The sequence below is a fragment of the Nocardioides pocheonensis genome, from assembly GCF_003725535.1.
GTDB classification, from domain to species: Bacteria; Actinomycetota; Actinomycetes; order Propionibacteriales; family Nocardioidaceae; genus Marmoricola; species Marmoricola pocheonensis.
The window spans coordinates 114056-135822 of sequence record NZ_RJSF01000009.1 but is presented as its reverse complement, the minus strand read 5'-3'; the positions used below and the strand labels follow the sequence as shown (position 1 = coordinate 135822).

Genomic DNA, 21767 nt, shown 5'->3' with positions numbered 1-21767 from the left:
CGTCAGGGCTGGCAGGACGGGCACCAGTAGGTGATCCGCTCGACCCCGGCATCACCCTGCTCGCCCGACTCGATCCGGGTGCCGCACCGGCGGCAGGGCTGGCCGGCCCGGCCGTAGACCCAGTACTGCTGGCCCCGGCGCGGGTTGCCGGTGGTCACGCGCGCCGGACGGTCACGATTGGCGTTGATCAGCCGGTGGCCCAGAACGACGACCTTGCGGACGTCGGGCACGTCGCCGACGCGGAGGTGCGGGTCGAGGCCGCAGAGGAACAGCGCCTCCGACTTGTACACGTTGCCGAGCCCGGCGAGGTTGCGCTGGTCGAGCAGCGCCTCGCCGATGGACAGGTCGGGGGACTGCTCGATCCGGCGTACGGCTTCGTCCTCGTCCCAGTCGGGGCCGAGCAGGTCGGGCCCGAGGTGGCCGACCAGCCGGTCCTCCTCGGCGGTGGGCACCACGTCGAGCAGGACGGAGTAGCCGATCGCCTCGTGGGTCGGTGTACGCAGCACGACGCGGGCCTCGTGCCCCGGACGCCGCCAGCGGGCTCCCGCCGGCTGGACGTCCCACCGGCCCTCCATCTTCAGGTGGGTGTGGATCGTCGTGCCGCCCTCGACGCGGGTGAGCAGGTGCTTGCCGCGGGAGACGGTCTCGAGGACCCGGCGGCCGCTGAGGTCGACCGTGGCGACCGAGGGAACCCGGAAGTCGGTGCGGGTCAGCTCCTCGCCGGACAGCGCCCCCAGGCGCCGGGCGGTCTGCCAGACGTTGTCTCCTTCAGGCATCGTCGCTGTGCGATTCTCGCGGCATGCCCTCACCTTCGCAGACGCTGGTGCCGAGCCGCCTGCCCCTGGTGCAGGCGCCGATGGCCGGCGGGCCGTCCACCCCCGAGCTGGCCGCCGCGGTCGCGGCCGCGGGCGGTCTCGGGTACGTCGCGGCCGGCTACCTGCCCCCGGAGGCGCTGCGGGAGCGGCTCGACCGCACGCGCGCCCTGTCCTCCGCACCGATCGGGGTCAACCTGTTCGTGCCCGGTCCGCGCGAGGCGGACGCCGACGCGATCGCGCGGTACGCCGCACGTCTCGCGCACGAGGCCGAGCGGTTCGACGTCGCGCTCGGCGATCCGGTCTGGGACGACGACGCGTTCGCCGCCAAGGTCGACCTGGTCGCGTCCGCCGGCGTGCACACGGCGACCTTCACGTTCGGTCCGCCGCCGGAAGCCGCGGTCGCCACCCTGCGCCGCGCGGGAGTCGTGGTCGGGGTGACCGTGACGTCGCGGGCGGAGGCCGAGGCCGCGGCCGACGCCGGGGCGGACCTGCTGGTCGTCCAGGGCACCGAGGCGGGCGGCCACCAGGGCACCTTCGACCCCGGCGAGCCGAACTCGACGCCCCTGCTCTCCGCGCTCGAGGCAGTCCGCTCCCTGGGTCTGCCCTGCGTCGCGGCCGGGGGCATCGCGACGGCGGAGGACGTGCGGCGGGTCCTCGACGCCGGTGCCGTCGCGGCCCAGGTCGGCACCGCGTTCCTGTGCACGTCCGAGGCCGGCACGTCGGCGCCGTACCGGGCCGCGCTGCTCGAGCACCGGTACGCCGACACCGTGGTCACCCGCGCTTTCAGCGGGCGGTGGGCCCGCGGGCTGGCCAACCGGTTCGCACTCGAGCACGCCGACGCCCCGGGCGGTTACCCGCAGGTCCACCACCTGACCCGGCCGCTGCGCGCGGCGGCCACGGCGGCGGGCGACCCGGACGTGCCGAACCTCTGGGCCGGGACCGGCTGGCGGTCGGTGCGTGCCGAGCCGGTCGCGGAGGTCGTCCGGCGGCTGACCGCCGACCTCTGAGGCTCACCCGCGCAGCCGGAGCCCCTTGCTGGTGGCGACGAAGCCGGCCGCCTCGAGGGCGCGGCGGATCGGCTCGGAGTCGTGGCCGAGGATGTGCGCCCCGTCGGCCTTCTCGACCGTGAGCCGGCCGAGTGCTCCTCGGCGCACGGCCGTGCCCAGGGCGTCGATCGCCGCGGCCGTGGTCTCCTCGTCGTCGCCGAAGGTCAGCAGCGTGCGGCCACCACGCTCCACGTAGAGCGCCAGCTCGCCCTCGACGAGCACGACCAGCGCGCCGGCCTTGCGCCCGGGGCGGTGGCCGGTGGCGCCCGAGTCGGGCGGGGGCGGCCACGGCAGCGCCGCGCCGTACGGGTTGGCCGGGTCGGTGGCTGCGAGGGTCACCGCCTCCGGCTTGTCGGGAGGTGAGGTGCGCACGTAGGACCGAAGCCGGTCGACCGCGCCGGCCGTGCCGAACTGCGCGGCCCCGAGGCCGTCGACGAAGTAGCCGCGGCGGCAGCGGCCGGTCTCCTCGAAGGTCGACAGCACGCGGTACGCCGCGGCGAACCCGCCCGGTGTCCGCTCGCTGGCGACGGCTCCGCGGGTGACCACGCCGTGCCGGTCGAGCAGGCCCTCCGCCGCCGCGTGGGCCCGCCGGGTCGGGTCGGGCTCGATCTCGGGGAGGAGGAACCAGCGGCCGGCCATGTCAGGTGGCCCGCCCCGGGTGGGCAGGGCGGCGCGGGAGAGCCCCGAGGCCACGCGCGCCCGCGGCGGGGTGCGGCGCACGCGGTGGGCGCTGGTGCCCGACCGGGTGAGACCACGCAGCGGCGCGAGGGTGTCGTTGCCGAGCCGCCCGCCCCAGACCAGGTCCCAGACCGCCGCCGACAGGGCCGCGTCGTCGGTGCTGCCGAGCTGCTGCCCGAGCTGGCGGAAGAAGAACGCGCCGCCACCGGCGAGCACCTCGAGGAGCGCCTCGTGGAGCGGCCCGAGGTCGAGCTCGCCCGGCTCGGGCAGGGTCAGCGGCGCCGAGTCGGCCAGGTGCAGGGACACCCAGCCGTCGGCCCCGGACAGGCCACCGTGGCCGGCCCAGAGCACCTCGCCGGTCGCGGTGAGCTCGTCGAGGAACGCCGGCTGGTAGTCGACGACACGGCCCGGCAGCACCAGCGACTCCAGCGCCGACGCCGGGACGGGGCAGCCGGCTAGCTGCTCGACGACGGCGAGCACACCGCCGGGTCCACGCAGGGAACGGCCGCCACGCGTCGCGAGAGGGTTGGTCGAGCTTGCCGAAACCCCCTGCCAGGCCGGCAGGAACCGCCCCAGCACGGACTGGTCGACCGGCTCGACCTCGTGGCGCAGCCGCGCGAGTGAGCGCCGGCGCAGCTTGCGCAGCACCTCGGCGTCGCACCACTCGGTGCCGGCGCCGGCCGGCCGGAACTCACCCTCCAGGACCCGCCCGTGCGCCGCCAGGCGCACCAGCGTCTGGTGCGCCACCGCGACGCCGAGCCCCAGTCGCTCCGCGACCTCGGCGGCGGTGAAAGGCCCGTGGGTGCGGGCGTAGCGGCCGACCAGGTCGCCGAGCGGGTCCTCGACCGGATCGGCGAACGCCTCCGGCGTGCCCGGGGGGACCGGCACGCCCAGCCCGTCACGCAACCGGCCGACGTCCTCGACGACGGCCCACCGCTCCTCGCCCGCGATGCGCACCTCGACGACCCGACGGGCCTGGGCGAGCAGGACGAGGGACTCGTCCACCGGTACGACGGACCGGGCCGCGAGCTCCGCGGTGGAGAGCGGGCCGACCAGCCGCAGCACGTCGACCAGGCCCTCGGCGTCACGGGCGCGCCGGTCGTCGCTGCCCTCTCCGTGGGCGAGCCGCTGCAGCTCCGCCTCGACCTCGGCGAGCACCTCGGGGTCGAGCAGCTCGCGGAGCTCGGCCCGGCCGAGCAGCTCGGCGAGCAGGCCCTGGTCGAGCGTGAGCGCGGCCGCGCGACGCTCCGCGATCGGCGAGTCGCCTTCGTACATGAAGGCGGCGACGTAGCCGAACAGCAGCGACTGGGCGAACGGTGACGCGCGCTGCGTGGTCACGTCGACGAGCCGCACCCGGCGCTGGGCGATCTGCCGGTGCAGGTCGACCAGGGCCGGCACGTCGTACACGTCCTGGAGCACCTCGCGGATCGTCTCGAGCACGATCGGGAAGGAGGGGTAGCGGGCGGCGACCTCGAGCAGCTGCGCCGAGCGCTGCCGCTGTTGCCACAGTGGCGAGCGGCGGCCCGGGTCGCGGCGCGGCAGCAGCAGCGCGCGGGCGGCGCACTCGCGGAACCGCGACGCGAACAGCGCCGAGCCGCCGACCTCGGTGGTCACGATCTGCTCGATCTCGTCGGGCTCGAAGGCGATCAGCTCGGCGCCGGGAGGGTCCTGGTCGGTCTCCGGGATGCGCAGCACGATGCCGTCGTCGGCGGCCATCGCCTGCGCGTCGACGCCGTAGCGCTCGCGGAGCCGGGCGTTGATCGCCAGCGCCCAGGGCGCGTGCACGGGAGTGCCGTACGGCGAGTGCACCACCAGCCGCCAGTCGCCGAGCTCGTCGTGGAACCGCTCGACGACGAGCTGGCGGTCGTGCGGCACGGCGTTGGTCGCCTCGCGCTGCTCGGCGATCAGCCCGACCAGGTTGCCGGCCGCCCAGGCGTCGAGGCCGGCGGCCGTCGCCCTGCTGATCGCCTCGTCGTGGCCGAGCGCGGACAGCTCGCGGGTGAAGGCGCCCACGGCCGCGCCGAGCTCGGCGGGACGCCCGAGCGCGTCACCGGTCCAGAACGGCAGCCGTCCCGGCTGCCCGGGCGCCGGCGAGACCATCACGCGGTCATGGGTGATGTCCTCGATCCGCCAGGTGCTGGTGCCCAGCGTGAACAGGTCGCCGACGCGGGACTCGTAGACCATCTCCTCGTCGAGCTCGCCGACGCGGCCGCCTCGGTCGGCGCCGACGAGGAACACCCCGAACATGCCGCGGTCGGGGATGGTGCCACCGCTGGTGACGGCCAGCCGCTGCGCGCCCGGGCGTCCGGCGACGGTGCCGGCGACCCGGTCCCACACGATCCGCGGGCGCAGCTCGGCGAACTCGTCGCTGGGGTAGCGGCCGGCGAGCAGGTCGAGGGTGGCGTCGTACGCGCTGCGGGGGAGGGCGGCGAAGGACGCGGTGCGGCGGACCAGGTCGTAGAGGTCGTCGACGCCCCAGGTGTCCATCGCGGTCATCGCGACCACCTGCTGGGCGAGCACGTCGAGCGGGTTGGTCGGGACGCGGAGGGCCTCGATGCCGCCGGAGCGCATCCGCTCGACCGAGACCGCGGTGGGCACCAGGTCGCCGCGGTGCTTGGGGAACAGGACGCCGCGGGAGACCTCGCCGACCTGGTGGCCGGCCCGGCCGACCCGCTGGAGCGCGCTGGCGACGCTCGGGGGTGACTCGATCTGGATCACCAGGTCGACGGCGCCCATGTCGATGCCGAGCTCGAGGCTGCTGGTCGCGACCACGCAGGGGAGCCGGCCGCGCTTGAGGTCGTCCTCGATGACGGCGCGCTGCTCCTTGGAGACGGAGCCGTGGTGGGCGCGGGCGATGACGGGTGGCGCGCCCTGGGACTGGCCGGACTGGGCCATCATCTCGGCGGGCGATCTCTGTGCCGTGGCCTGCTCCGCCCGTGGGGGCGCGTCCGCCTGCGCCGCCCCCGAAGCCGCCCCCGAAGCCGCCCCCGAGCCAACCACCCGCTCCGCGGCCCCGGCGGTCGTCGCAGGCTCCTCACCGCCGGGCCCGCTCCGCGGAGGCCAGTCCCATCCACGGCTCGGGGGCGGCTCCGGGTGCGTCTCCGGCTCCCGCGCATCTGCCGGCGTCCCCGGGTGCGTCTCCGGCTCCGGCGCGCTGACTGCTGTGCTTTCCGCACGCTCCTGAGCGATCTCGTTCAACCGCGCGGTCAAGCGCTCGGCCAGTCGTCTGGAGTTGGCGAAGACGATGGTGGAGGTGTGCTGCTCGATGAGGTCGACCACGCGCTCCTCGACGTGGGGCCAGATGCTGCCGGAGCGCTGGTCGTCGCTGTCGGCGTCGAGCTGGGTCATGTCCTCGACGGGGACGACGACCTTGAGGTCCCAGCGCTTCTCCGAGGGCGGGGCCACGACGTCGACCACGGCGCTGCCGCCGAGGAAGCGGGCGACCTCCTCGATCGGTCGGACCGTCGCCGACAGCCCGATCCGCTGGGCGGGCCGGTCGAGCAGGGCGTCGAGCCGCTCGAGGGAGAGCGCGAGGTGGGCGCCCCGCTTGGTGCCGGCGACGGCGTGCACCTCGTCGAGGATCACCGTCTCCACGCCGCGCAGCGACTCCCGTGCCTGCGACGTCAGCATGAGGAAGAGCGACTCGGGGGTGGTGATCAGGATGTCGGGCGGGCTCGTCTGGAGCTTGCGGCGGTCGGCCGGCGGGGTGTCACCGGAGCGGACCCCGACGCTGATCTGCGGGACCTCGAGGCCGAGTCGCTCGGCGGTGTGCCGGATGCCGGTGAGGGGCGCCCGCAGGTTGCGCTCCACGTCGACCGCGAGCGCCTTGAGCGGCGAGACGTAGAGCACCCGGCACCGGCGGCTCTTGTCGGCCGGTCGGGGCTCGCTGGCCAGCCGGTCGATCGAGGACAGGAACGCCGCCAGCGTCTTGCCGGACCCGGTCGGCGCCACGACGAGCGCGTGCCGGCCCGCCGCGATCGCCTCCCACGCCCCGACCTGGGCTGCCGTGGGCGCGGCGAACGCCGCCTCGAACCATGTGCGGGTCGGGGCGGAGAAGCCGGTCAGCTCTGCCACCGAGCCATCCTCCCTCAGGCCACCGACAGGTCCGAAGGGACAAGCCCGTGAAGGGCCGGAGCCGGCGCGGCTAGGGTCGGTCCGTGGACGACGTGATGATCGAGGCATCCGGGCTGACCAAGTCGTTCGCGTCGCGCTCCGGTGCCGTGGTCGAGGCGGTGCGCGGCATCGACGTCGCCGTACGCCGGGGCGAGGCGTTCGGCTTCCTCGGGCCCAACGGCGCCGGCAAGTCCTCGACGATGCGCATGGTCGCGGCGGTCTCGCCGGTCAGCGGCGGCACGCTGCGCATCCTCGGCATGGACCCCGCCGTCGACGGGCCGAAGATCCGCGCCCGCATCGGCGTCTGCCCGCAGGAGGACACCCTCGACACGGAGCTCAACGTCAGGGACAACCTCTACATCTACGGCCGCTACTTCGGGCTCCCTCGCGCCGAGGTGCGCGGGCGCGTCGAGGAGCTCCTCGAGTTCGTGCAGCTGACCGACAAGGCGAGCGCCAAGGTCGACGACCTCTCCGGCGGCATGAAGCGGCGGCTCACGATCGCGCGCTCGCTGATCAACCGGCCCGACGTGCTGCTCCTCGACGAGCCGACCACCGGGCTGGACCCGCAGGCCCGTCACGTCGTGTGGGACCGGCTCTTCCGGCTCAAGCAGCAGGGCGTCACGCTCGTGCTCACCACCCACTACATGGACGAGGCAGAGCAGCTGTGCGACCGCCTCGTCGTCATGGACAAGGGCCTGATCGTCGCCGAGGGGTCACCCCTCGAGCTGATCCGCACCTGGTCCACCCGCGAGGTGGCGGAGCTGCGCTTCGCGCCGACCCACGAGCACGGTGGCGACCTGGCGGCGATCGCGCCGAAGGTCGCCGACCTCGCCGAGCGCGTCGAGGTGCTTCCCGACCGGCTGCTGCTCTACAGCGCCGACGGCGAGGAGGCGATCGCCCAGGTGCACGAGCGCGGGCTCGACCCGGTCGCGACGCTGGTCCGCCGCTCCACCCTCGAGGACGTCTTCCTGCGCCTCACCGGCCGGACGCTGGTGGACTGATGGGCCCGGCAGGCTCGACCACCAGGCTCGACGTACGCCGGGCCGCGCGGATGACCGACTACTGGTGGGTGGCCTACCGCCGCACCTGGCGCGGCTCGGCGATCTCCTCGTTCGTCGTGCCCCTGCTCTACATCCTCGCGATGGGCGTGCTGCTCGGCGGCTTCATCAAGGGCGACCCCGACCAGCTGGAGGGCGCCACGTCGTACCTCTCCTTCGTCGCGCCCGGCATGGTCGCCGCGCAGTCGATGACCACGGTGTTCGGCGAGGTCACCTACCCGGTGATGGGCATGATCAAGTGGAACCGCAGCTACTACGGGATGATCGCCACCCCGCTGGGGGTGCCCGACATCGTCTTCGCCCACCTCGGGTTCGTGGTGTTCCGCGTGGCGCTGGTGTCCGGCGTGTTCCTCGCCGTGATGGCGCCGTTCGGCGTGTTCTCCTCGGTGCCGGGCGTCCTCCTGGCGTTCCTCGTGCAGCTGCTGATCGGGCTGGCGTTCGCGGCGCCGCTCTACGCGCTCACGGCCGCGTTGAAGAACGAGAGCGGGTTCGCGCTGGTGTTCCGGCTCGGCATGATCCCGATGTTCCTGTTCTCCGGTGCGTTCTTCCCGGTCTCGAACCTCGACCGGTGGATGGAGGTGCTCGCCCGGTTCACACCGCTGTGGCACGGCGTCGACCTCACCCGGATGCTGGTCCTCGGCCGCGTCGACGCCTCCCTCGCCCTGGTGCACGTCGCCTACCTCGGCGGCCTCGCGGTGGCCGGTTGGCTGCTCGCGACGCGGCTGCTCCACCGGAGGCTGATCGACTGATGGGACGCGACCGATGATGTCCTCGATGGCCCGCGGTGCGCTGGGCAAGGCAGTGGGGCGCGACGCCGGCGCCCAGCTGGGCTCCGGCGAGGCGACCGGGCTGCTCCTGCAGCGCAACTACCTCGCCTACAAGTCGGCGTGGTGGATCTTCGTCTCCGGGTTCCTCGAGCCGGTGTTCTACCTGTTCTCCATCGGCGTCGGGGTCGGCCGGCTCGTGACCGGGTTCGAGTTCAACGGCCACGTGATCCCGTACGCCGAGTTCGTCGCGCCCGGCATGCTCGCGGCGTCGGCGATGAACGGCTCGGTGCTGGACGCGACGTACAACTTCTTCTTCAAGCTGAAGTACAACAAGCTCTTCGACCAGATGCTGGCCACGCCCCTGACCACCTCCGACATCGCGCGCGGCGAGCTGTCCTGGTCGCTGCTCCGCGGGGGCATCTACTCCGCGGTCTTCCTGCTCGTGATGGTCGCGATGGGGCTCGTGCACTCGTGGTGGTCGGTGCTCGCGGTGCCGGCAGCGCTCCTGATCGGCGCGGCGTTCGGCGCCGCCGGCATGGCGCTCACCACCTTCATGCGCTCGTGGCAGGACTTCGACTACGTCACGCTCGCGCAGCTGCCGCTGTTCCTGTTCTCCGCGACGTTCTTCCCGCTGAGCGCCTTCCCCGACTGGCTCGGCTGGATCGTCCAGGCCACGCCGCTCTACCGCTCGGTCGTCCTGGTCCGCGAGCTCACCACCGGCTCCCTCAGCTGGGCCTCGGGGGTCTCGGTGCTCTACCTCCTGGCGATGACCCTGATCGGCCTGGTCGTCGTCGGCCGGCGGCTCGAACGGCTGCTGCTGTCGTGACCGAGCGGTTCGCCTTCGCCCGGCCGCACCCGCTCCTGCGGCTGCTGTTCGTGCTGGTCCTGATGCCGGCGGAGCGAGCGCGCGTCGAGCTGTCGGACGGCGCCCTCCGGGTCCGGTTCGGCATCGGGTTCACCGCGACGATCCCGCGCACGTCGGTGACCGCCGCCGCCCGCGACACCAGGAGGGTGCTCGCGTGGGGAGCCCACGGGTTCGCAGGCCGCTGGCTGGTCAACACCTCGAGCCACGGGATGGTCGTCCTCACGATCGATCCGCCGAGCCGCGGCCGGGTGCTCGGCTTCCCGGTGCGCCTGCGCGAGCTGCGGCTCAGCCTGGCCGACCCGGAGGCCTTCCTCGCGGCCCTCGGATGAACGGGTCGAGTGCTCAGGTGGTCGCCAGGACGACCGTCTCGGCACTCGACCGTCACAGCATCCGCTGGTAGACCCCGACGTCGATCATCCGGTCCTGCTTGTCACCGACCTCGCGCATGGTGCCGACGAGGTCGAACCCGGCGCGCTCGTGGAGCCGCACGCTCGGGTCGTTGGGCAGCGCGATCAGGGCCAGCGCGGTGTGGAAGCCGTCGGCGACGAGGCGGGCGAGCAGCGCGTCGTACAGGAGCGAGCCGAGGCGGCGCCCGCGGGCGTCGCGGTGGATGTAGACCGAGGTCTCCACGGTGCGGTGGTACGCCGGCCGGTCCCGGAACCCCGAGGCGTAGGCGTAGCCCAGCACCGTCTCGTCGTCCTCGGCCACCAGGAAGGGGTAGTGGCCGTGCAGCTTGTGCGCCCATGCGTGGACCGGGCGCTCCTCGGTCTCGAAGGTCGAGTAGCTGTGGGCCGTCTCGTAGGCGTAGATCTCCGCCACTGCGGGCAGGTCGGCGTCGGTGGCGTCCCGGACGTGCTGGTCCATGGCCCGAATAATCCCATCGGGCTCTCGGGGCCGTGCTGCACACTGGCCGCGTGACGATCGAGCCGGACACCAAGGACTGGACCTGGGTGCTCACCCGCCCCTGCCCCGAGTGCGGGTTCGACCCGACCGCGATCTCGGCGACCGACCTGCCCGACCTCGTCCACGAGAACACCCGCGGCTGGTACGCCGCCCTCGACGGTCCCGATGCCGCCGTCCGGCCCGCGCCGCAGGTGTGGTCGCCGCTGGAGTACGCCTGCCACGTCCGCGACGTGCACCGGCTCTTCGGCGAGCGGCTCACGCTCATGCTCGAGCAGGACGACCCGCAGTTCGCCAACTGGGACCAGGACGAGACCGCCGTCGCGAGCCGGTACTCCGAGCAGGACCCCGCCACCGTGTCGGTCGAGCTGGTCGAGGCGGCTGCCGACGTCGCCGCGATCTACGCGCAGGTCCAGGAAGGGCAGTGGCAGCGTCCCGGCCGGCGCAGCAACGGCTCCGTGTTCACGGTCGAGACGCTCGGCGTCTACCACCTCCACGACGTCGTCCACCACCTCCACGACATCGGGCGATGACCGACCCGCTGGCCCGTGCCGGGGAGGCCCCGGCGTGAAGCACACCGAGTTCTGGTCGCGGCTCGAGGATGCGCTCGGGCCGGCGTACGCGCGCTCCTGGGCGTCGATGTACGTCCTCGCCGACCTCGGCGGTCGCACGGTGGACGAGGCGCTCGCCGCCGGCGTCCCACCCAAGGAGGTGTGGCGCGCGGTCTGGTCGGCGCTCGAGCTGCCCGCCCGGGAGCGCTAGTGCCGGCCCCCGACCTCGAGCGCCGAGCCCTCCAGCGCCGCACGATCCGGACCCTCGTCGGCTCGCAGTCGGTCGGAGCGCTCGGCATCACGATCGGCATCGCGACCGCCTCGCTGCTGGCCCGCGACCTGTCCGGCTCCGAGGAGCTCGCCGGGCTGGCCCAGACGACGCAGGTGCTCGGCGCGGCGGTCGGCTCGTGGGCGCTGGCCCGGCTGATGGGTGCGCGGGGCCGGCGTGCGGGACTGGTCACTGGCTACCTCGTCGGCGCCTCGGGTGCGGGGCTCGCCGTGGTCGCCGGCGTCGTCGGCTCGATGTCGCTGCTGCTCGTCGGGGCCTGCCTGCTGGGCGCCACCAGCTCGGCGAACTACGCCGCCCGGTACGCCGCCACCGACCTCGCCACCCCGCTCGACCGCGGCCGTGCGCTGTCCGTGGTCGTCTGGGCGACCACGATCGGGGCGGTCGCCGGCCCGAACCTCACCGGCCCGTCGGGCCAGCTCGCGTCGTGGCTGGACATCCCCGAGCTCACCGGGCCGTTCGCGCTCGGTGCCCTCGGCATGGTGCTCGCGGCCGTCGTGGTCGGCGTACGGCTGCGGCCCGACCCGCTGCTCGTGGCGCGCGCAGCGGCGCTGCCCGAGCCCGAGACCGGCCCGGGCCGGCCGGCCGCCACCAACGGCGCGCCTTCTCCCCGGCTGCGTCGCGACCCCGTCCGGGTGATCCTGCGCCGGCAGCCCGCGATCGCCGCCGCCATCGCCGGCCTCGCCGCGGCGCACGCGGTGATGATCTCGGTGATGGTGATGACGCCGCTGCACATGGAGCACGGCGGCACCGACCTCGAGGTGATCGGGATCGTGATCAGCATCCACGTGCTCGGCATGTACGCCTTCGCCCCGCTGGTCGGGATCGCGGCCGACCGCCTCGGGCGGGTGGCGGTGCTCGCCACCGGCGGCGGAGTGCTGCTGGTGTCACTCGTGCTCTGCGCCCGCTCCCCGGAGGGCAGCTCGCCGCAGATCTTCGTGGGCCTGTTCCTGCTCGGGCTGGGCTGGTCGCTCGCGACCGTCTCCGCCTCGACGATGGTCGCGGAGCTCGCCCCGCTCGGTGCGGTGACCGACGTGCAGGGTGCGGCCGACCTGACCATGGGGCTGGCGGCCGCGCTGGGCAGCGCCGCCTCCGGGGTGATCGTCGGGGAGCTCGGCTTCCCTGTGCTGGCCGGCTTCGCGTCGCTCTTCGCCGTCGGCGTCCTCGTCGCCGCCGTGCTCGCCGGCCGCGCAACTGCCTCGCCAGCAGCCTCGCTCTCGGGTTAGCGTGCGGGACATCCACTCCGTTTCGGGAATCTCGGGAGTCTCTTCATGCACCTCACCCCTCGGCCCAGGGTCCGGTCGCGCCTGATCGGCGTGCTCACCGCCACCCTCGTCGCCCTCTCCGGTGTCGCCGCCACCCAGGCGTCCTCCGCCGCCGACCCGACCCGCCACCACCCGGGTCACCACCACAAGCACAAGCACCACCGCAAGCTGATGAACATCCAGATCCTGTCGTTCAACGACTTCCACGGGAACCTCGAGCCGCCCACCGGCTCGTCCGGGCGGATCGTCGTCGGCCACCGGATCGACCCGTCGACCGGCAAGCCCGTCGACGTCACCCAGGACGTCGGCGGCGTGGAGTACCTCTCGACCCACCTCGCCCAGGCGCGCGCCCACCACCGCAACTCGCTCACGGTCGCCGCCGGCGACATCATCGGCGCCTCCCCGCTGCTGTCGGCGGCCTTCCACGACGAGCCCACGATCGAGGCGATGAACACGCTCGGCCTCGACGTGTCCGCGGTCGGCAACCACGAGTTCGACGAGGGCTACCGCGAGCTGCAGCGGATGCAGTACGGCGGCTGCATCGACGACGGCAACGGCGCCAACAACCAGAACTCCTGCCCTGCAGGGGTGTTCCAGGGCGCGAACTTCGACCTCCTGGCCGCGAACGTCTTCTACGCCGGGTCGAACCGCACCATCCTGCCGGCGTACACGATCAAGAAGGTGCACGGCGCCAGGATCGGCTTCATCGGGATGACCCTCAAGGACACCCCCTCGATCGTCACCGCGAGCGGCGTGCAGGGTCTCGAGTTCAAGGACGAGGTCGCCACCGCGAACGCCCTCGTGCCGGTGCTGCGCCGGCAGGGCGTCAAGGCGATCATCGTGCTGATCCACCAGGGCGGCGTGCCGGACAAGCAGCAGTGGACCGACCCCAGCGGCAAGACCTGGGCCGTGAACCCGAACTACGACTACGCCTGTGGCGGCGGGGGCTCGCTGATCGCCGCGAGCTCGCCGATCCTGGGCATCGCGGCGAACCTCGACCCGCAGATCGACATGGTCGTCTCCGGTCACACGCACCAGCCGTACGTCTGCTCGGTCCGCGACCCTGCGGGTCACCGCCGGCTGCTCACCTCGGCCTCGTCGTTCGGCCGGCTGTTCACCGAGACCGACCTCAAGTACGACAAGCGCAAGGGCGACATCGTGCGGGCCTCGGTCAAGGGCGCGAACTTCCCGGTCACCCGGGACGTGGCGAAGGACCCGGCCGAGACCTCGCTGATCGCGAAGTACCAGCAGCTCGTCCGGCCGATCGCCAGCAAGGTGATCGGGCACATCACCACCGACGTCACCGCCGCCGGCAACGCGGCAGGGGAGTCCCAGCTCGGTGACCTGATCGCCGACGCGCAGCTGGCCGACCCGTCGACCGTGACCGGCGGCCAGACGCCCGTGATCGCGTTCATGAACCCCGGCGGCATCCGGGCCGACCTCACCTATGCGAACTCGAAGTACGGCGAGCCGGCCGGCGACGTCACCTTCGAGGAGGCCTTCTCGGTCCAGCCGTTCAACAACTACCTGGTCTCGATGACCTTGACCGGGCAGGACATCTACGACCTGCTCGCCCAGCAGCTGCCCCGGGCGAACGTGCCGAGCACCAGGATCCTGCAGGTCTCGCAGGGCTTCACCTACCAGCTCGGTGCTTCCGGAGCGGTCGACGGCACCGTGAAGCTCAACGGCACGCCGATCGACAAGGCGGCGTCGTACCGGATCGTGACGAACAACTTCCTCTCCGACGGGGGCGACAGCTTCCCGGCGTTCACCCACGGCACCGGGAAGTACTTCGGCGGCCTGGACATCGACGCGTTCGCCGACCACCTCACCGCCGTGTCGCCGTACACCCCGGGGCCGCTGACCCGGATCACCCAGTAGGTCCGGGCCGGCGGCGTCCGCCACCGGCGCAGCGGGGTGCCCGCCCCTCCCTCTTGCGGGCACCCCGCTGTCTTGTGCACGGGTGGTCGAGGTGCGGGCTCGTGGCACGGGTGGTCGAGGTGCGAGCTCGTGACGCTGGTGGTTGAGGTGCGAGCGCCAGCGAGCCTCGAAACCAGGTGAGGAACGCGGGGAGGCAACCCGCCGACACGCCCGGTCGATGACGTTGGATCGAACACATGTTCGTACTACTGTGACGTCCACAGGCAAGGGTCGAACCGCCGTGGTGCACAGGGCAGACAGCGCCCGTCGTGAGTGTCGGTGGCCGCACCTAAGTTCTCCTCCGACGGACGCAGACGACCCCCAGACGACGACACACGACGACCACAGACAGGGACGGACACCATGGCTGCAGCAGACCGCGACAAGGCCCTCGACATCGCACTGGCCAACATCGAGAAGCAGTACGGCAAGGGCTCGGTGATGCGCCTGGGCGACGAGATCCGGGCGCCTCTCGAGGTGATCCCGACCGGCTCCATCGCCCTCGACATCGCGCTCGGCCTCGGCGGCCTGCCGCGCGGCCGGGTCGTCGAGATCTACGGCCCGGAGTCCTCCGGCAAGACCACCGTCGCGCTGCACGCCGTGGCCAATGCCCAGGCGGGCGGCGGCATCGTGGCCTTCATCGACGCCGAGCACGCGCTCGACCCCGACTACGCCAAGGCCCTCGGCGTCGACACCGACGCGCTGCTGGTCTCCCAGCCCGACAGCGGCGAGCAGGCGCTGGAGATCGCGGACATGCTGATCCGCTCCGGCGCGCTCGACCTGATCGTGATCGACTCGGTGGCCGCGCTGGTCCCCCGGGCGGAGATCGAGGGCGAGATGGGTGACAGCCACGTCGGCCTCCAGGCCCGCCTGATGAGCCAGGCGCTGCGCAAGATCACCGGCGCGCTCAACACCTCGAAGACCACCGCGATCTTCATCAACCAGCTGCGCGAGAAGATCGGCGTGATGTTCGGCTCCCCGGAGACCACCACCGGCGGCCGCGCGCTGAAGTTCTACTCCTCGGTGCGGCTCGACGTCCGCCGGATCGAGACCCTCAAGGACGGCACCGACATGGTCGGCAACCGCACCCGGGTCAAGGTCGTGAAGAACAAGGTGGCCCCGCCGTTCAAGCAGGCCGAGTTCGACATCATGTACGGCAAGGGCATCTCGCGGGAGGGCGGCCTGATCGACGTCGGCGTCGAGACGGGCCTCGTCCGCAAGGCCGGCGCCTGGTACACCTACGAAGGCGACCAGCTCGGCCAGGGCAAGGAGAACTCGCGGAACTTCCTGCGCGACAACCCCGACCTGGCCAACGAGATCGAGAAGCGCATCCTCGAGCACCTCGGGATCGGCCCGTCGGTCGACGCGCCCGCCGAGGCCGTCGTGGACCCCGACGGCATCGACTTCTGACCCCGGCGCGATGGTTGAGGTGCGGTCGCGCAGCGACCGCCTCGAAACCTGGTGACCCCCATGCCGACTGAACCCGACACCGACCGCGACCTCGGGCCCGAGGCAGACCCGGAGTCCGTGGCGCGCAAGATCCTGCTCGACCAGCTGACCGGGCGCGCCCGCAGCCGGTCGGACCTGGAGAAGAAGCTCGCCCAGCGTGGCGTGCCGGCGGAGATCGGGGCCCGCCTCCTCGACCGGTTCGAGGAGGTCGGCCTGGTCGACGACGCCGCGTTCGCCCGGGAGTGGGTGGCCCAGCGCCAGGAGGGCCGGGGGCTCGCCCGGCGGGCCCTCGCCCAGGAGCTGCGCCGCAAGGGCATCGACGACGAGGTGGCCCGCGACGCCCTCGGCGAGATCGATCCGGACGACGAGGTCGAGGTCGCCCGGGAGCTGGTCCGGCGCAAGGTCCGGTCGGTGCAGGGCCTGGACCCCGACAAGGCGGTCCGCCGGCTGGTCGGCATGCTCGCCCGCAAGGGCCACTCGAGCTCGGTCGCCTACCGGGTGGTGCGCGAGGAGCTGTCGGTCGACCTCGCCGACCCCGAGCACCTGGGCTGACTACGCGTCCGTCACCGGGCCGGTGGTCGAGGTGCGAGCGCCAGCGAGCCTCGAAACCCCTCCGTCACCCGCCCAGCGCCTCCAGCATCGCCAGGCCGTCCTCGCCGAGGGTGCCGTGCTGCTTGGCCACACGCGACCAGGCGCGCACCATGTCGGCGAACTTTTGCGGGTTGTAGATGTCCTCCTCGCGGACCGGGTTGCCGTCCTCGTCGAAGGTCAGGATGGTGATGTTCGACGCCTCGTGCACGGAGCCGTCGCCGGGGTCGCGCATGATGTTGCGGATCTCGCAGATCACGCGGTTCGTCGGGGCGTCGAGCACGTGCCACGCCGGCGGGAACGCGACCATCTCGCTGCCCGGGTAGGTCGTCATCGTCTGCACGATCCACGGCCGGATCTCCTCGCGGCCGGTGAAGTCGCCGTACACGTGCTCGCAGTAGGTGGCGTCCTCGGTGAACAGGTCGGCGAACCGGGCCCAGTCGCCGGTGCCGGCGATCTCGTCCACCGCTGCGACGTACGCGTCGAACGCTTTCTGCAATTCATTCTGGTCCACCGGCGCATCCAACCACGGTTCCGGCGCCGCCGACGAGCGGTCGGCGGCACAATCGCCTCGTGCAGCTCGAGATCCTTCGCGCCCAGGTGCGCGACGGCGAGGCCTGGGCGCAGGCCGCCGACCGGCTCTCCCCGGACGAGGCCCGGCCGGTCCTGGCCGTCGACCTCTCCGGCGACCCGCTGCGCTTCCGCGTCGATCCCGACCACGTGTTCTCGGTCCGGCCGATGACCGCCGGGGACTTCCCGGAGGTCGCTCGCTGGGTGAACCAGCCGCACGTTGCGCGCTGGTGGACGGACTTCGAGCCCTCCGGCGTGCGCACGACGGAGGAGATCGCCGCGCAGTACGGTCCGGCCCTCGCCGGCGACGATCCGACGCGGATGTGGGTCTGGGAGGTCAACGGGCGGTCGGTCGGCTTCTCCCAGGACTACCGGATCAGCGACCACCCCGAGTACGCCCTGCTCTCCACCCGGCCGGACGCGATCGGGGTGGACTACGCCCTCGGCGAGCCGGCGTTCGTCGGCCGAGGGCTGGGCACGAGCCTGCTCTGGGTGTTCCTGCGCGACATCGTCTGGCCGGCGTACCCGGACGCGCTGGAGTTCTTCGCCGCGCCCGACCACCGCAACGTCGTCTCCCTGCGCGTGCTCGCCAAGCTCGGGTTCGTGCCGGGGCTGTGGTTCGACGAGCCGACGCCGCGGGGCGGCGTGGACACTGTGGTCGGCTGCTCGCTCGACGTGGCGCAGGTCATAGGCCACCGGGAGGTTACTCGGGAGTAATGTGTCGGCATGCCGAATGTCGCCGACCTGTACAAGAAGAGCTCCGCGATCCCGATCGTGGGCGAGCGGCTGTTCTCGCTCGCGTTCGCCCAGAAGGCGCCGTACTTCTGGAGCATCCGGCCACGGTTCACCGTGATCGAGCCCAACCACGCCGAGCTGGTGATCCCCAAGCGGCGGGCGGTGCAGAACCACATCGGCACCGTGCACGCGATCGCGCTGTGCAACGGGCTGGAGGCGGCCATGGGCGCGCTGGCCGAGGCGACCATCCCCAGCACGAAGCGCTGGATCCCCAAGGGGATGGACATCCGCTACACCGCCAAGGCCACCAGTGACATCACCTGCATCGCCGAGACGGACCCCGAGCAGTGGACCGGCGACGACCCCGACCTCCCGGTCCGGGTCCGTGGCGTCCGCAAGGACGGCACCGTGGTGATCGAAGGCGTCATCAAGCTGTGGGTGACCGAGAAGCCGCAGGCCAAGGCCTGAGCTCGCTCAGGCCTTGGCCTGCGGTTTCGACGTCCTCAGTCCGGCTGAGCTTGCGAAGCCGGAACCGTTCGAGGTGACCACAGCGCCGCGGGTGCGCGCGGTTCAGCCAACCTTGTGGCGGCGGTCAGGAGCGGTTCAGCAACCGACCCTACGGTGAGCTTGTGCGCGCGCCACTTCTCCGGGGCGCTGTCGGTTCGGCGCTGCTCGTGGTGGGTGGCTACTGCTACATGCGTCTGCCCCGGGACACCTGGATGGACCGGATGCCGCTGCTCTGGTCCGTCCGGGACGCGCCCCACCACCTCGCCTGGGGCCTCGCCCTCAGCGCCGCAGGCCTCGCGCTGCTCACCTGGGCGTGGTGGGACCTGCGCGGTGCCGTGCGGCGTGAGCCCGCCGGCCTGTCCCGCGTACGCCGGGCTGCGGCCGTGTGGGCCGCGCCCCTCCTCCTGGCACCACCGTTGTTCAGCAACGACGGCTGGAGCTACGTCGCGACCGGCGTGCTCACCGGCCAGGGCCGGTCGCCGTACGCGTGGACCCCGGCCGCGCTGCCGACCCCGCTGCGCTCCGGGGTCGCGCCCGTATGGCAGCAGACCCCGTCGCCCTACGGCCCGCTGTCCCTGGCCTGGGGCGGCGTCCTCTCGAGGGTGACCCACGACCCGTGGCTGCTGCTCGCCGGGTACCGGCTCGCCGCCGTGCTGGGACTGGTGCTCCTGGCCTGGGCGGTCCCGGTGCTCGCCACCAAGGTGGGCCGCGACCCGGTGGATGCCTCCGTGCTGGTGATCGCCAGCCCCTTCGTGCTGGCGCACGGCATCGGCGGGCTGCACAACGACCTCGTCGTCGCGGCACTGGCGCTGGCTGCCCTGGCCGTCAGTCGGCCGGGTCGGTGGCTACCCGGTGCGGTCCTGGTGGGGGTCGCCGCGGCGGTCAAGGCACCGGGGATCGTCGCCGGGCTCGGCGTCGTCCTGCTCTCGTTGCACGCAGCGGCCGGCTGGATCGCCCGGATCGGCCGCACGGCCGTCGTCGGAGCGGTGGCGGGCGGTGTGGTGCTGGTGAGCGGCTGGGTGACCGGGCTGGGCACCGGCTGGTTCGGCGCGCTGGCGGTGCCCGACCGTGAGTACACGGTCCTCTCGCTGTCCGCGGTCGGTGGCCGGGTCGTGCGCTCGTTCCTCCGGCACACCGGCAGGAGCGGTGTGCACCTGATCCACGAGGTGCACCCGGAGATCTTCGCCAAGCGGCTCGGCCTCGTGGTGCTGCTCCTCGTCGGCGCGTGGGCACTGCTCAGGACGCGGGTCGGGTCGCCCCGGCAGGCGGTCGCCGTCACCGGAGGCGTGCTGCTGGCGGCGGTCGTGCTGAGCCCGGTCGTGCACTACTGGTACTTCCTCTGGTGCGTGCCGGTGCTCGCCTGTGCGCCGTTGCGACGTGCCGAGCGGGCGTTCGTGGTCGTCGGGATCGCGGTCCTCGGGCTGACCCCCGTGGCGGACCGTGCCCTGCGGATCCGCTGGCTCTGGGAAGGCGGTGCCTGGGCGCTCGTCCTGGTGCCGGTCCTCGCGTGGGCGGCCACGGCGCTGCGCGCCCGGACGCGGGCGGTCGACGTACCGAAGCCTTGAGTCTGCCGGGCTCGCCGGTCAGTGACTGAGGATCGTGCTCAGGAAGTCCCGGGCGCGCTGGGTCTGCGGGCTGCCGAAGAACGCCTCCGGAGCGCTCTCCTCGACCACGGCTCCGCCGGCCATGAACACGACCCGGTCGGCCGCCGTCCGGGCGAAGCCCATCTCGTGGGTGACCACGACCATGGTCATGCCGCGCCGGGCGAGGTCGACCATGACGTCGAGGACCTCCTTGATCATCTCCGGGTCGAGCGCCGAGGTCGGCTCGTCGAAGAGCATCACCTTCGGGTCCATGGCGAGCGCTCTCGCGATGGCCACCCGCTGCTGCTGGCCGCCGGAGAGCTGACCGGGCAGCTTGTCGGCCTGGTCGCCGACGCCGACCCGCTCGAGGAGGGAGCGCGCGTGCTGCTCCGCCTCGTCGGGTGCGTCGCCGCGCACCCTGACCGGCCCGAGCGTGACGTTGTCGAGGACGGTCTTGTGCGCGAACAGGTTGAACCCATGGAAGACCATGCCCACCTCGGTCCGCAGCGCTGCCAGTGGCTTGCCGCCGGAGGGCAGCGGGCGGCCGTCGATCGTGATGGTGCCGCGGTCGATGGTCTCGAGCCGGTTGATCGTGCGGCACAAGGTGGACTTGCCGGAGCCGGACGGTCCGATCACGACGACCACCTCGCCCTTCGCGATGGACAGGTTGACGTCGTCGAGCGCGTGCAGGTCGCCGTACCACTTGTGGACGCCCTCGAGGACGACCAGGTCCGGCTGCTCGCTCATGCGCCCTTCCTACCGGTGCGCTGATCACCGGCGCCACTCGCCGGCCCGCCCGGTCCCGACGCAAGGCTGGCTGGGTGTCGGTCTTGTCACGGGTTTGTGCCCTGCCGGGTCGGGCACTGGGACAGAACCACCAGTCCTCCTCACGAAAGGTTCGCCCATGCACCCGGTGAAGCTGCTCGAACGTGCCACCAGCACCGCGGTCCACGCCCTGCGGCACCCGGTCGCGTCTGCGGCGTACACCGCCGGGATGGCGCGCGGGCTCGTCGGGGCAGCGCTCCACGGAGCCGCCACGACCGGCCACGACACCGGAGCCGGACGGACCACGGTGCCCCCGCAGCGAGCGGCCGCGCCGGAGCCCGCGCCGGAGCCCGCGACGGCTCCGCGCGAGCCCGAGCGGGTGATGAAGGCGGTGCCGCGGCCCGAGGACCTCGAGGAGCCGATCGTCATCGAGCCGGACGACGAGGAGCCGGGCGAGTCCTTCGCCACCGAGCCCAAGGCGGTGTCGCGCGAGTCGGCGCACGGTGGCGGTCCCGCCACCGACGCGGAGATCGACGCCTGGATCGACGAGGCGATGGCCCGCGGCGAGGACGTCGACGTCGAGACGTCGGTCGGCACGACCGGTGCCGGCGTCGGGAACAACCCGGACACCGGGGACGCCGACCGACCCGAGCACCTGACGCAGCCCTTGCTCGATCCGTCGGTGGCGAAGGCGATCCGCAGCGAGAGCGAGACCCTGCGGAAGGGCGCCGACCCCGAGCCGGACGCCGACAGCTAGGCCCTTTCGGATGGCTCGCCCTCGTCGGGGGCGGTCGCCCAGGGGTCCTGGTCGATGATCCGGGCCATCTGCACGAGGGCGTCCCTGACGGCGGCGAACTGCTCCTTGCCCAGCTCCTGGGCGAAGAGGTCCTCGACGTCGAGGATGTGGGTGTAGCCGGCCCGGGCGATCGCCAGGCCGTGCTCGGTCCAGGTCACCAGCTTGGCCCGCCGGTCGGCGGGGTCGGGCTTCATCTCGACGATCCCGAGCTCGACCAGCTCGCGGATGATCTCGCCCATCGACTGGCGGGTGATGCCCATCTGGACGGCCATGTCCGCGGCCCGGGAGCCCTCGGCGTCGAGCGTGGCGAACACTGCGTTGTGGGAGTACTTCGCGCCAGTGAAGCCGATGCGGTGAGCGGCTCTGACCATGTCGAGCTGCAGCGCCTTGTTCAGCCGGTGCACCAGGGCGATGAGCGGCACGTAGTCAGGACTGGGCGCCTCAGGTCTTGACATTCGTAAGGTTACCTTCCAATAATTCGACAGGTAGCCTTACATTATCAGGAGCAGC

Annotated in this window: 21 protein-coding genes; 15 read left to right on the top strand and 6 right to left on the bottom strand. The window is 72.6% G+C overall.

Translation table 11 applies throughout. The features are described from left to right. Positions 1-2: 2 nt before the first annotated feature. Positions 3-776, bottom strand: coding sequence for a DNA-formamidopyrimidine glycosylase family protein (locus EFL26_RS05510; RefSeq protein ID WP_123221896.1), 774 nt, complete (start codon positions 774-776; stop codon positions 3-5). Between the two features lie 23 nt (positions 777-799). Between EFL26_RS05510 and EFL26_RS05505 the strand changes: the two genes are divergently transcribed. Then, a complete protein-coding gene (locus EFL26_RS05505) occupies positions 800-1822 on the top strand; it encodes a nitronate monooxygenase (protein ID WP_123221895.1) in 1023 nt (340 codons plus the stop codon). Positions 1823-1825: 3 nt separating this feature from the next. Here the strand turns inward: EFL26_RS05505 and EFL26_RS05500 are convergent, their stop codons facing one another. Continuing rightward, complete coding sequence (locus EFL26_RS05500; RefSeq protein ID WP_246000034.1) at positions 1826-6613, bottom strand: Lhr family helicase; 4788 nt, start codon at positions 6611-6613, stop codon at positions 1826-1828. 83 nt (positions 6614-6696) lie between these two features. Between EFL26_RS05500 and EFL26_RS05495 the strand changes: the two genes are divergently transcribed. The 4 genes from EFL26_RS05495 to EFL26_RS05480 are packed head-to-tail and all read left to right on the top strand — an operon-like array spanning position 6697 to position 9671. Continuing rightward, on the top strand, positions 6697-7653 hold the full coding sequence (locus tag EFL26_RS05495; protein ID WP_425464101.1) for an ABC transporter ATP-binding protein: 957 nt from the start codon (positions 6697-6699) through the stop codon (positions 7651-7653). After that, positions 7653-8459 carry an ABC transporter permease gene (locus tag EFL26_RS05490; RefSeq protein WP_123221893.1) on the top strand — a complete coding sequence of 269 codons (807 nt, stop codon included), beginning with the start codon at positions 7653-7655 and terminating at the stop codon, positions 8457-8459. Before EFL26_RS05495 ends, EFL26_RS05490 begins: the two co-directional genes overlap by 1 nt. 25 nt (positions 8460-8484) lie before the next feature. Further along, positions 8485-9303, top strand: a complete 819-nt coding sequence (locus EFL26_RS05485; RefSeq protein WP_123221920.1) for an ABC transporter permease — start codon at positions 8485-8487, stop codon at positions 9301-9303. Further along, positions 9300-9671, top strand: a complete 372-nt coding sequence (locus EFL26_RS05480) for a hypothetical protein (protein ID WP_221176850.1) — start codon at positions 9300-9302, stop codon at positions 9669-9671. The genes EFL26_RS05485 and EFL26_RS05480 overlap by 4 nt, the downstream gene beginning before the upstream one ends. Positions 9672-9723: 52 nt before the next feature. Here the strand turns inward: EFL26_RS05480 and EFL26_RS05475 are convergent, their stop codons facing one another. Next, positions 9724-10206 (bottom strand): GNAT family N-acetyltransferase, encoded by a 483-nt coding sequence (locus EFL26_RS05475; protein WP_123221892.1) that lies wholly within the window; start codon positions 10204-10206, stop codon positions 9724-9726. A gap of 50 nt (positions 10207-10256) precedes the next feature. On the opposite strand from EFL26_RS05475, the gene EFL26_RS05470 reads away from it, so the two are divergent. From EFL26_RS05470 to EFL26_RS05445, 6 genes are all read left to right on the top strand, one after another. Then, positions 10257-10775, top strand: a complete 519-nt coding sequence (locus EFL26_RS05470; RefSeq protein WP_123221918.1) for a DinB family protein — start codon at positions 10257-10259, stop codon at positions 10773-10775. Between the two features lie 34 nt (positions 10776-10809). Continuing rightward, positions 10810-11004: a DUF3046 domain-containing protein gene (locus EFL26_RS05465; protein WP_123221891.1), complete on the top strand. Its 195-nt coding sequence runs from the start codon at positions 10810-10812 to the stop codon at positions 11002-11004. Next, entirely contained in the window at positions 11004-12305 is a 1302-nt protein-coding gene (locus EFL26_RS05460; RefSeq protein WP_123221890.1) for an MFS transporter, read from the top strand. The genes EFL26_RS05465 and EFL26_RS05460 overlap by 1 nt, the downstream gene beginning before the upstream one ends. 45 nt (positions 12306-12350) lie before the next feature. After that, the gene (locus EFL26_RS05455; RefSeq protein WP_123221889.1) at positions 12351-14225 is read left to right on the top strand and encodes a bifunctional metallophosphatase/5'-nucleotidase; all 1875 of its coding nucleotides are present in this window, start codon (positions 12351-12353) and stop codon (positions 14223-14225) included. Between the two features lie 402 nt (positions 14226-14627). Further along, positions 14628-15674, top strand: a complete 1047-nt coding sequence (gene recA, locus EFL26_RS05450) for a recombinase RecA (RefSeq protein ID WP_123221888.1) — start codon at positions 14628-14630, stop codon at positions 15672-15674. Positions 15675-15734: 60 nt separating this feature from the next. Further along, positions 15735-16265, top strand: a complete 531-nt coding sequence (locus tag EFL26_RS05445; RefSeq protein ID WP_123221887.1) for a regulatory protein RecX — start codon at positions 15735-15737, stop codon at positions 16263-16265. 64 nt (positions 16266-16329) lie between these two features. Here EFL26_RS05445 and EFL26_RS05440 read toward each other — a convergent pair whose 3' ends face one another. Beyond that, complete coding sequence (locus EFL26_RS05440; RefSeq protein ID WP_221176849.1) at positions 16330-16815, bottom strand: nuclear transport factor 2 family protein; 486 nt, start codon at positions 16813-16815, stop codon at positions 16330-16332. 59 nt (positions 16816-16874) lie between these two features. Between EFL26_RS05440 and EFL26_RS05435 the strand changes: the two genes are divergently transcribed. The 3 genes from EFL26_RS05435 to mptB all read left to right on the top strand — a co-directional run bounded on the left by EFL26_RS05435 (position 16875) and on the right by mptB (position 19678). Continuing rightward, positions 16875-17588, top strand: a complete 714-nt coding sequence (locus EFL26_RS05435) for a GNAT family N-acetyltransferase (RefSeq protein ID WP_123221885.1) — start codon at positions 16875-16877, stop codon at positions 17586-17588. Positions 17589-17597: 9 nt separating this feature from the next. After that, on the top strand, positions 17598-18074 hold the full coding sequence (locus tag EFL26_RS05430; RefSeq protein ID WP_123221884.1) for a hotdog fold domain-containing protein: 477 nt from the start codon (positions 17598-17600) through the stop codon (positions 18072-18074). A 161-nt stretch (positions 18075-18235) separates the two neighbouring features. Beyond that, positions 18236-19678 (top strand): polyprenol phosphomannose-dependent alpha 1,6 mannosyltransferase MptB, encoded by a 1443-nt coding sequence (gene mptB / locus EFL26_RS05425; protein WP_123221883.1) that lies wholly within the window; start codon positions 18236-18238, stop codon positions 19676-19678. Between the two features lie 18 nt (positions 19679-19696). Here mptB and EFL26_RS05420 read toward each other — a convergent pair whose 3' ends face one another. Continuing rightward, complete coding sequence (locus tag EFL26_RS05420) at positions 19697-20443, bottom strand: amino acid ABC transporter ATP-binding protein (RefSeq protein ID WP_123221882.1); 747 nt, start codon at positions 20441-20443, stop codon at positions 19697-19699. Between the two features lie 157 nt (positions 20444-20600). On the opposite strand from EFL26_RS05420, the gene EFL26_RS05415 reads away from it, so the two are divergent. Further along, the gene (locus tag EFL26_RS05415; protein ID WP_123221881.1) at positions 20601-21218 is read left to right on the top strand and encodes a hypothetical protein; all 618 of its coding nucleotides are present in this window, start codon (positions 20601-20603) and stop codon (positions 21216-21218) included. On the opposite strand, the gene EFL26_RS05410 is transcribed toward EFL26_RS05415, so the two are convergent. Then, on the bottom strand, positions 21215-21712 hold the full coding sequence (locus EFL26_RS05410; RefSeq protein WP_123221880.1) for a MarR family winged helix-turn-helix transcriptional regulator: 498 nt from the start codon (positions 21710-21712) through the stop codon (positions 21215-21217). The genes EFL26_RS05415 and EFL26_RS05410 overlap by 4 nt on opposite strands. Positions 21713-21767 lie beyond the last annotated feature (55 nt).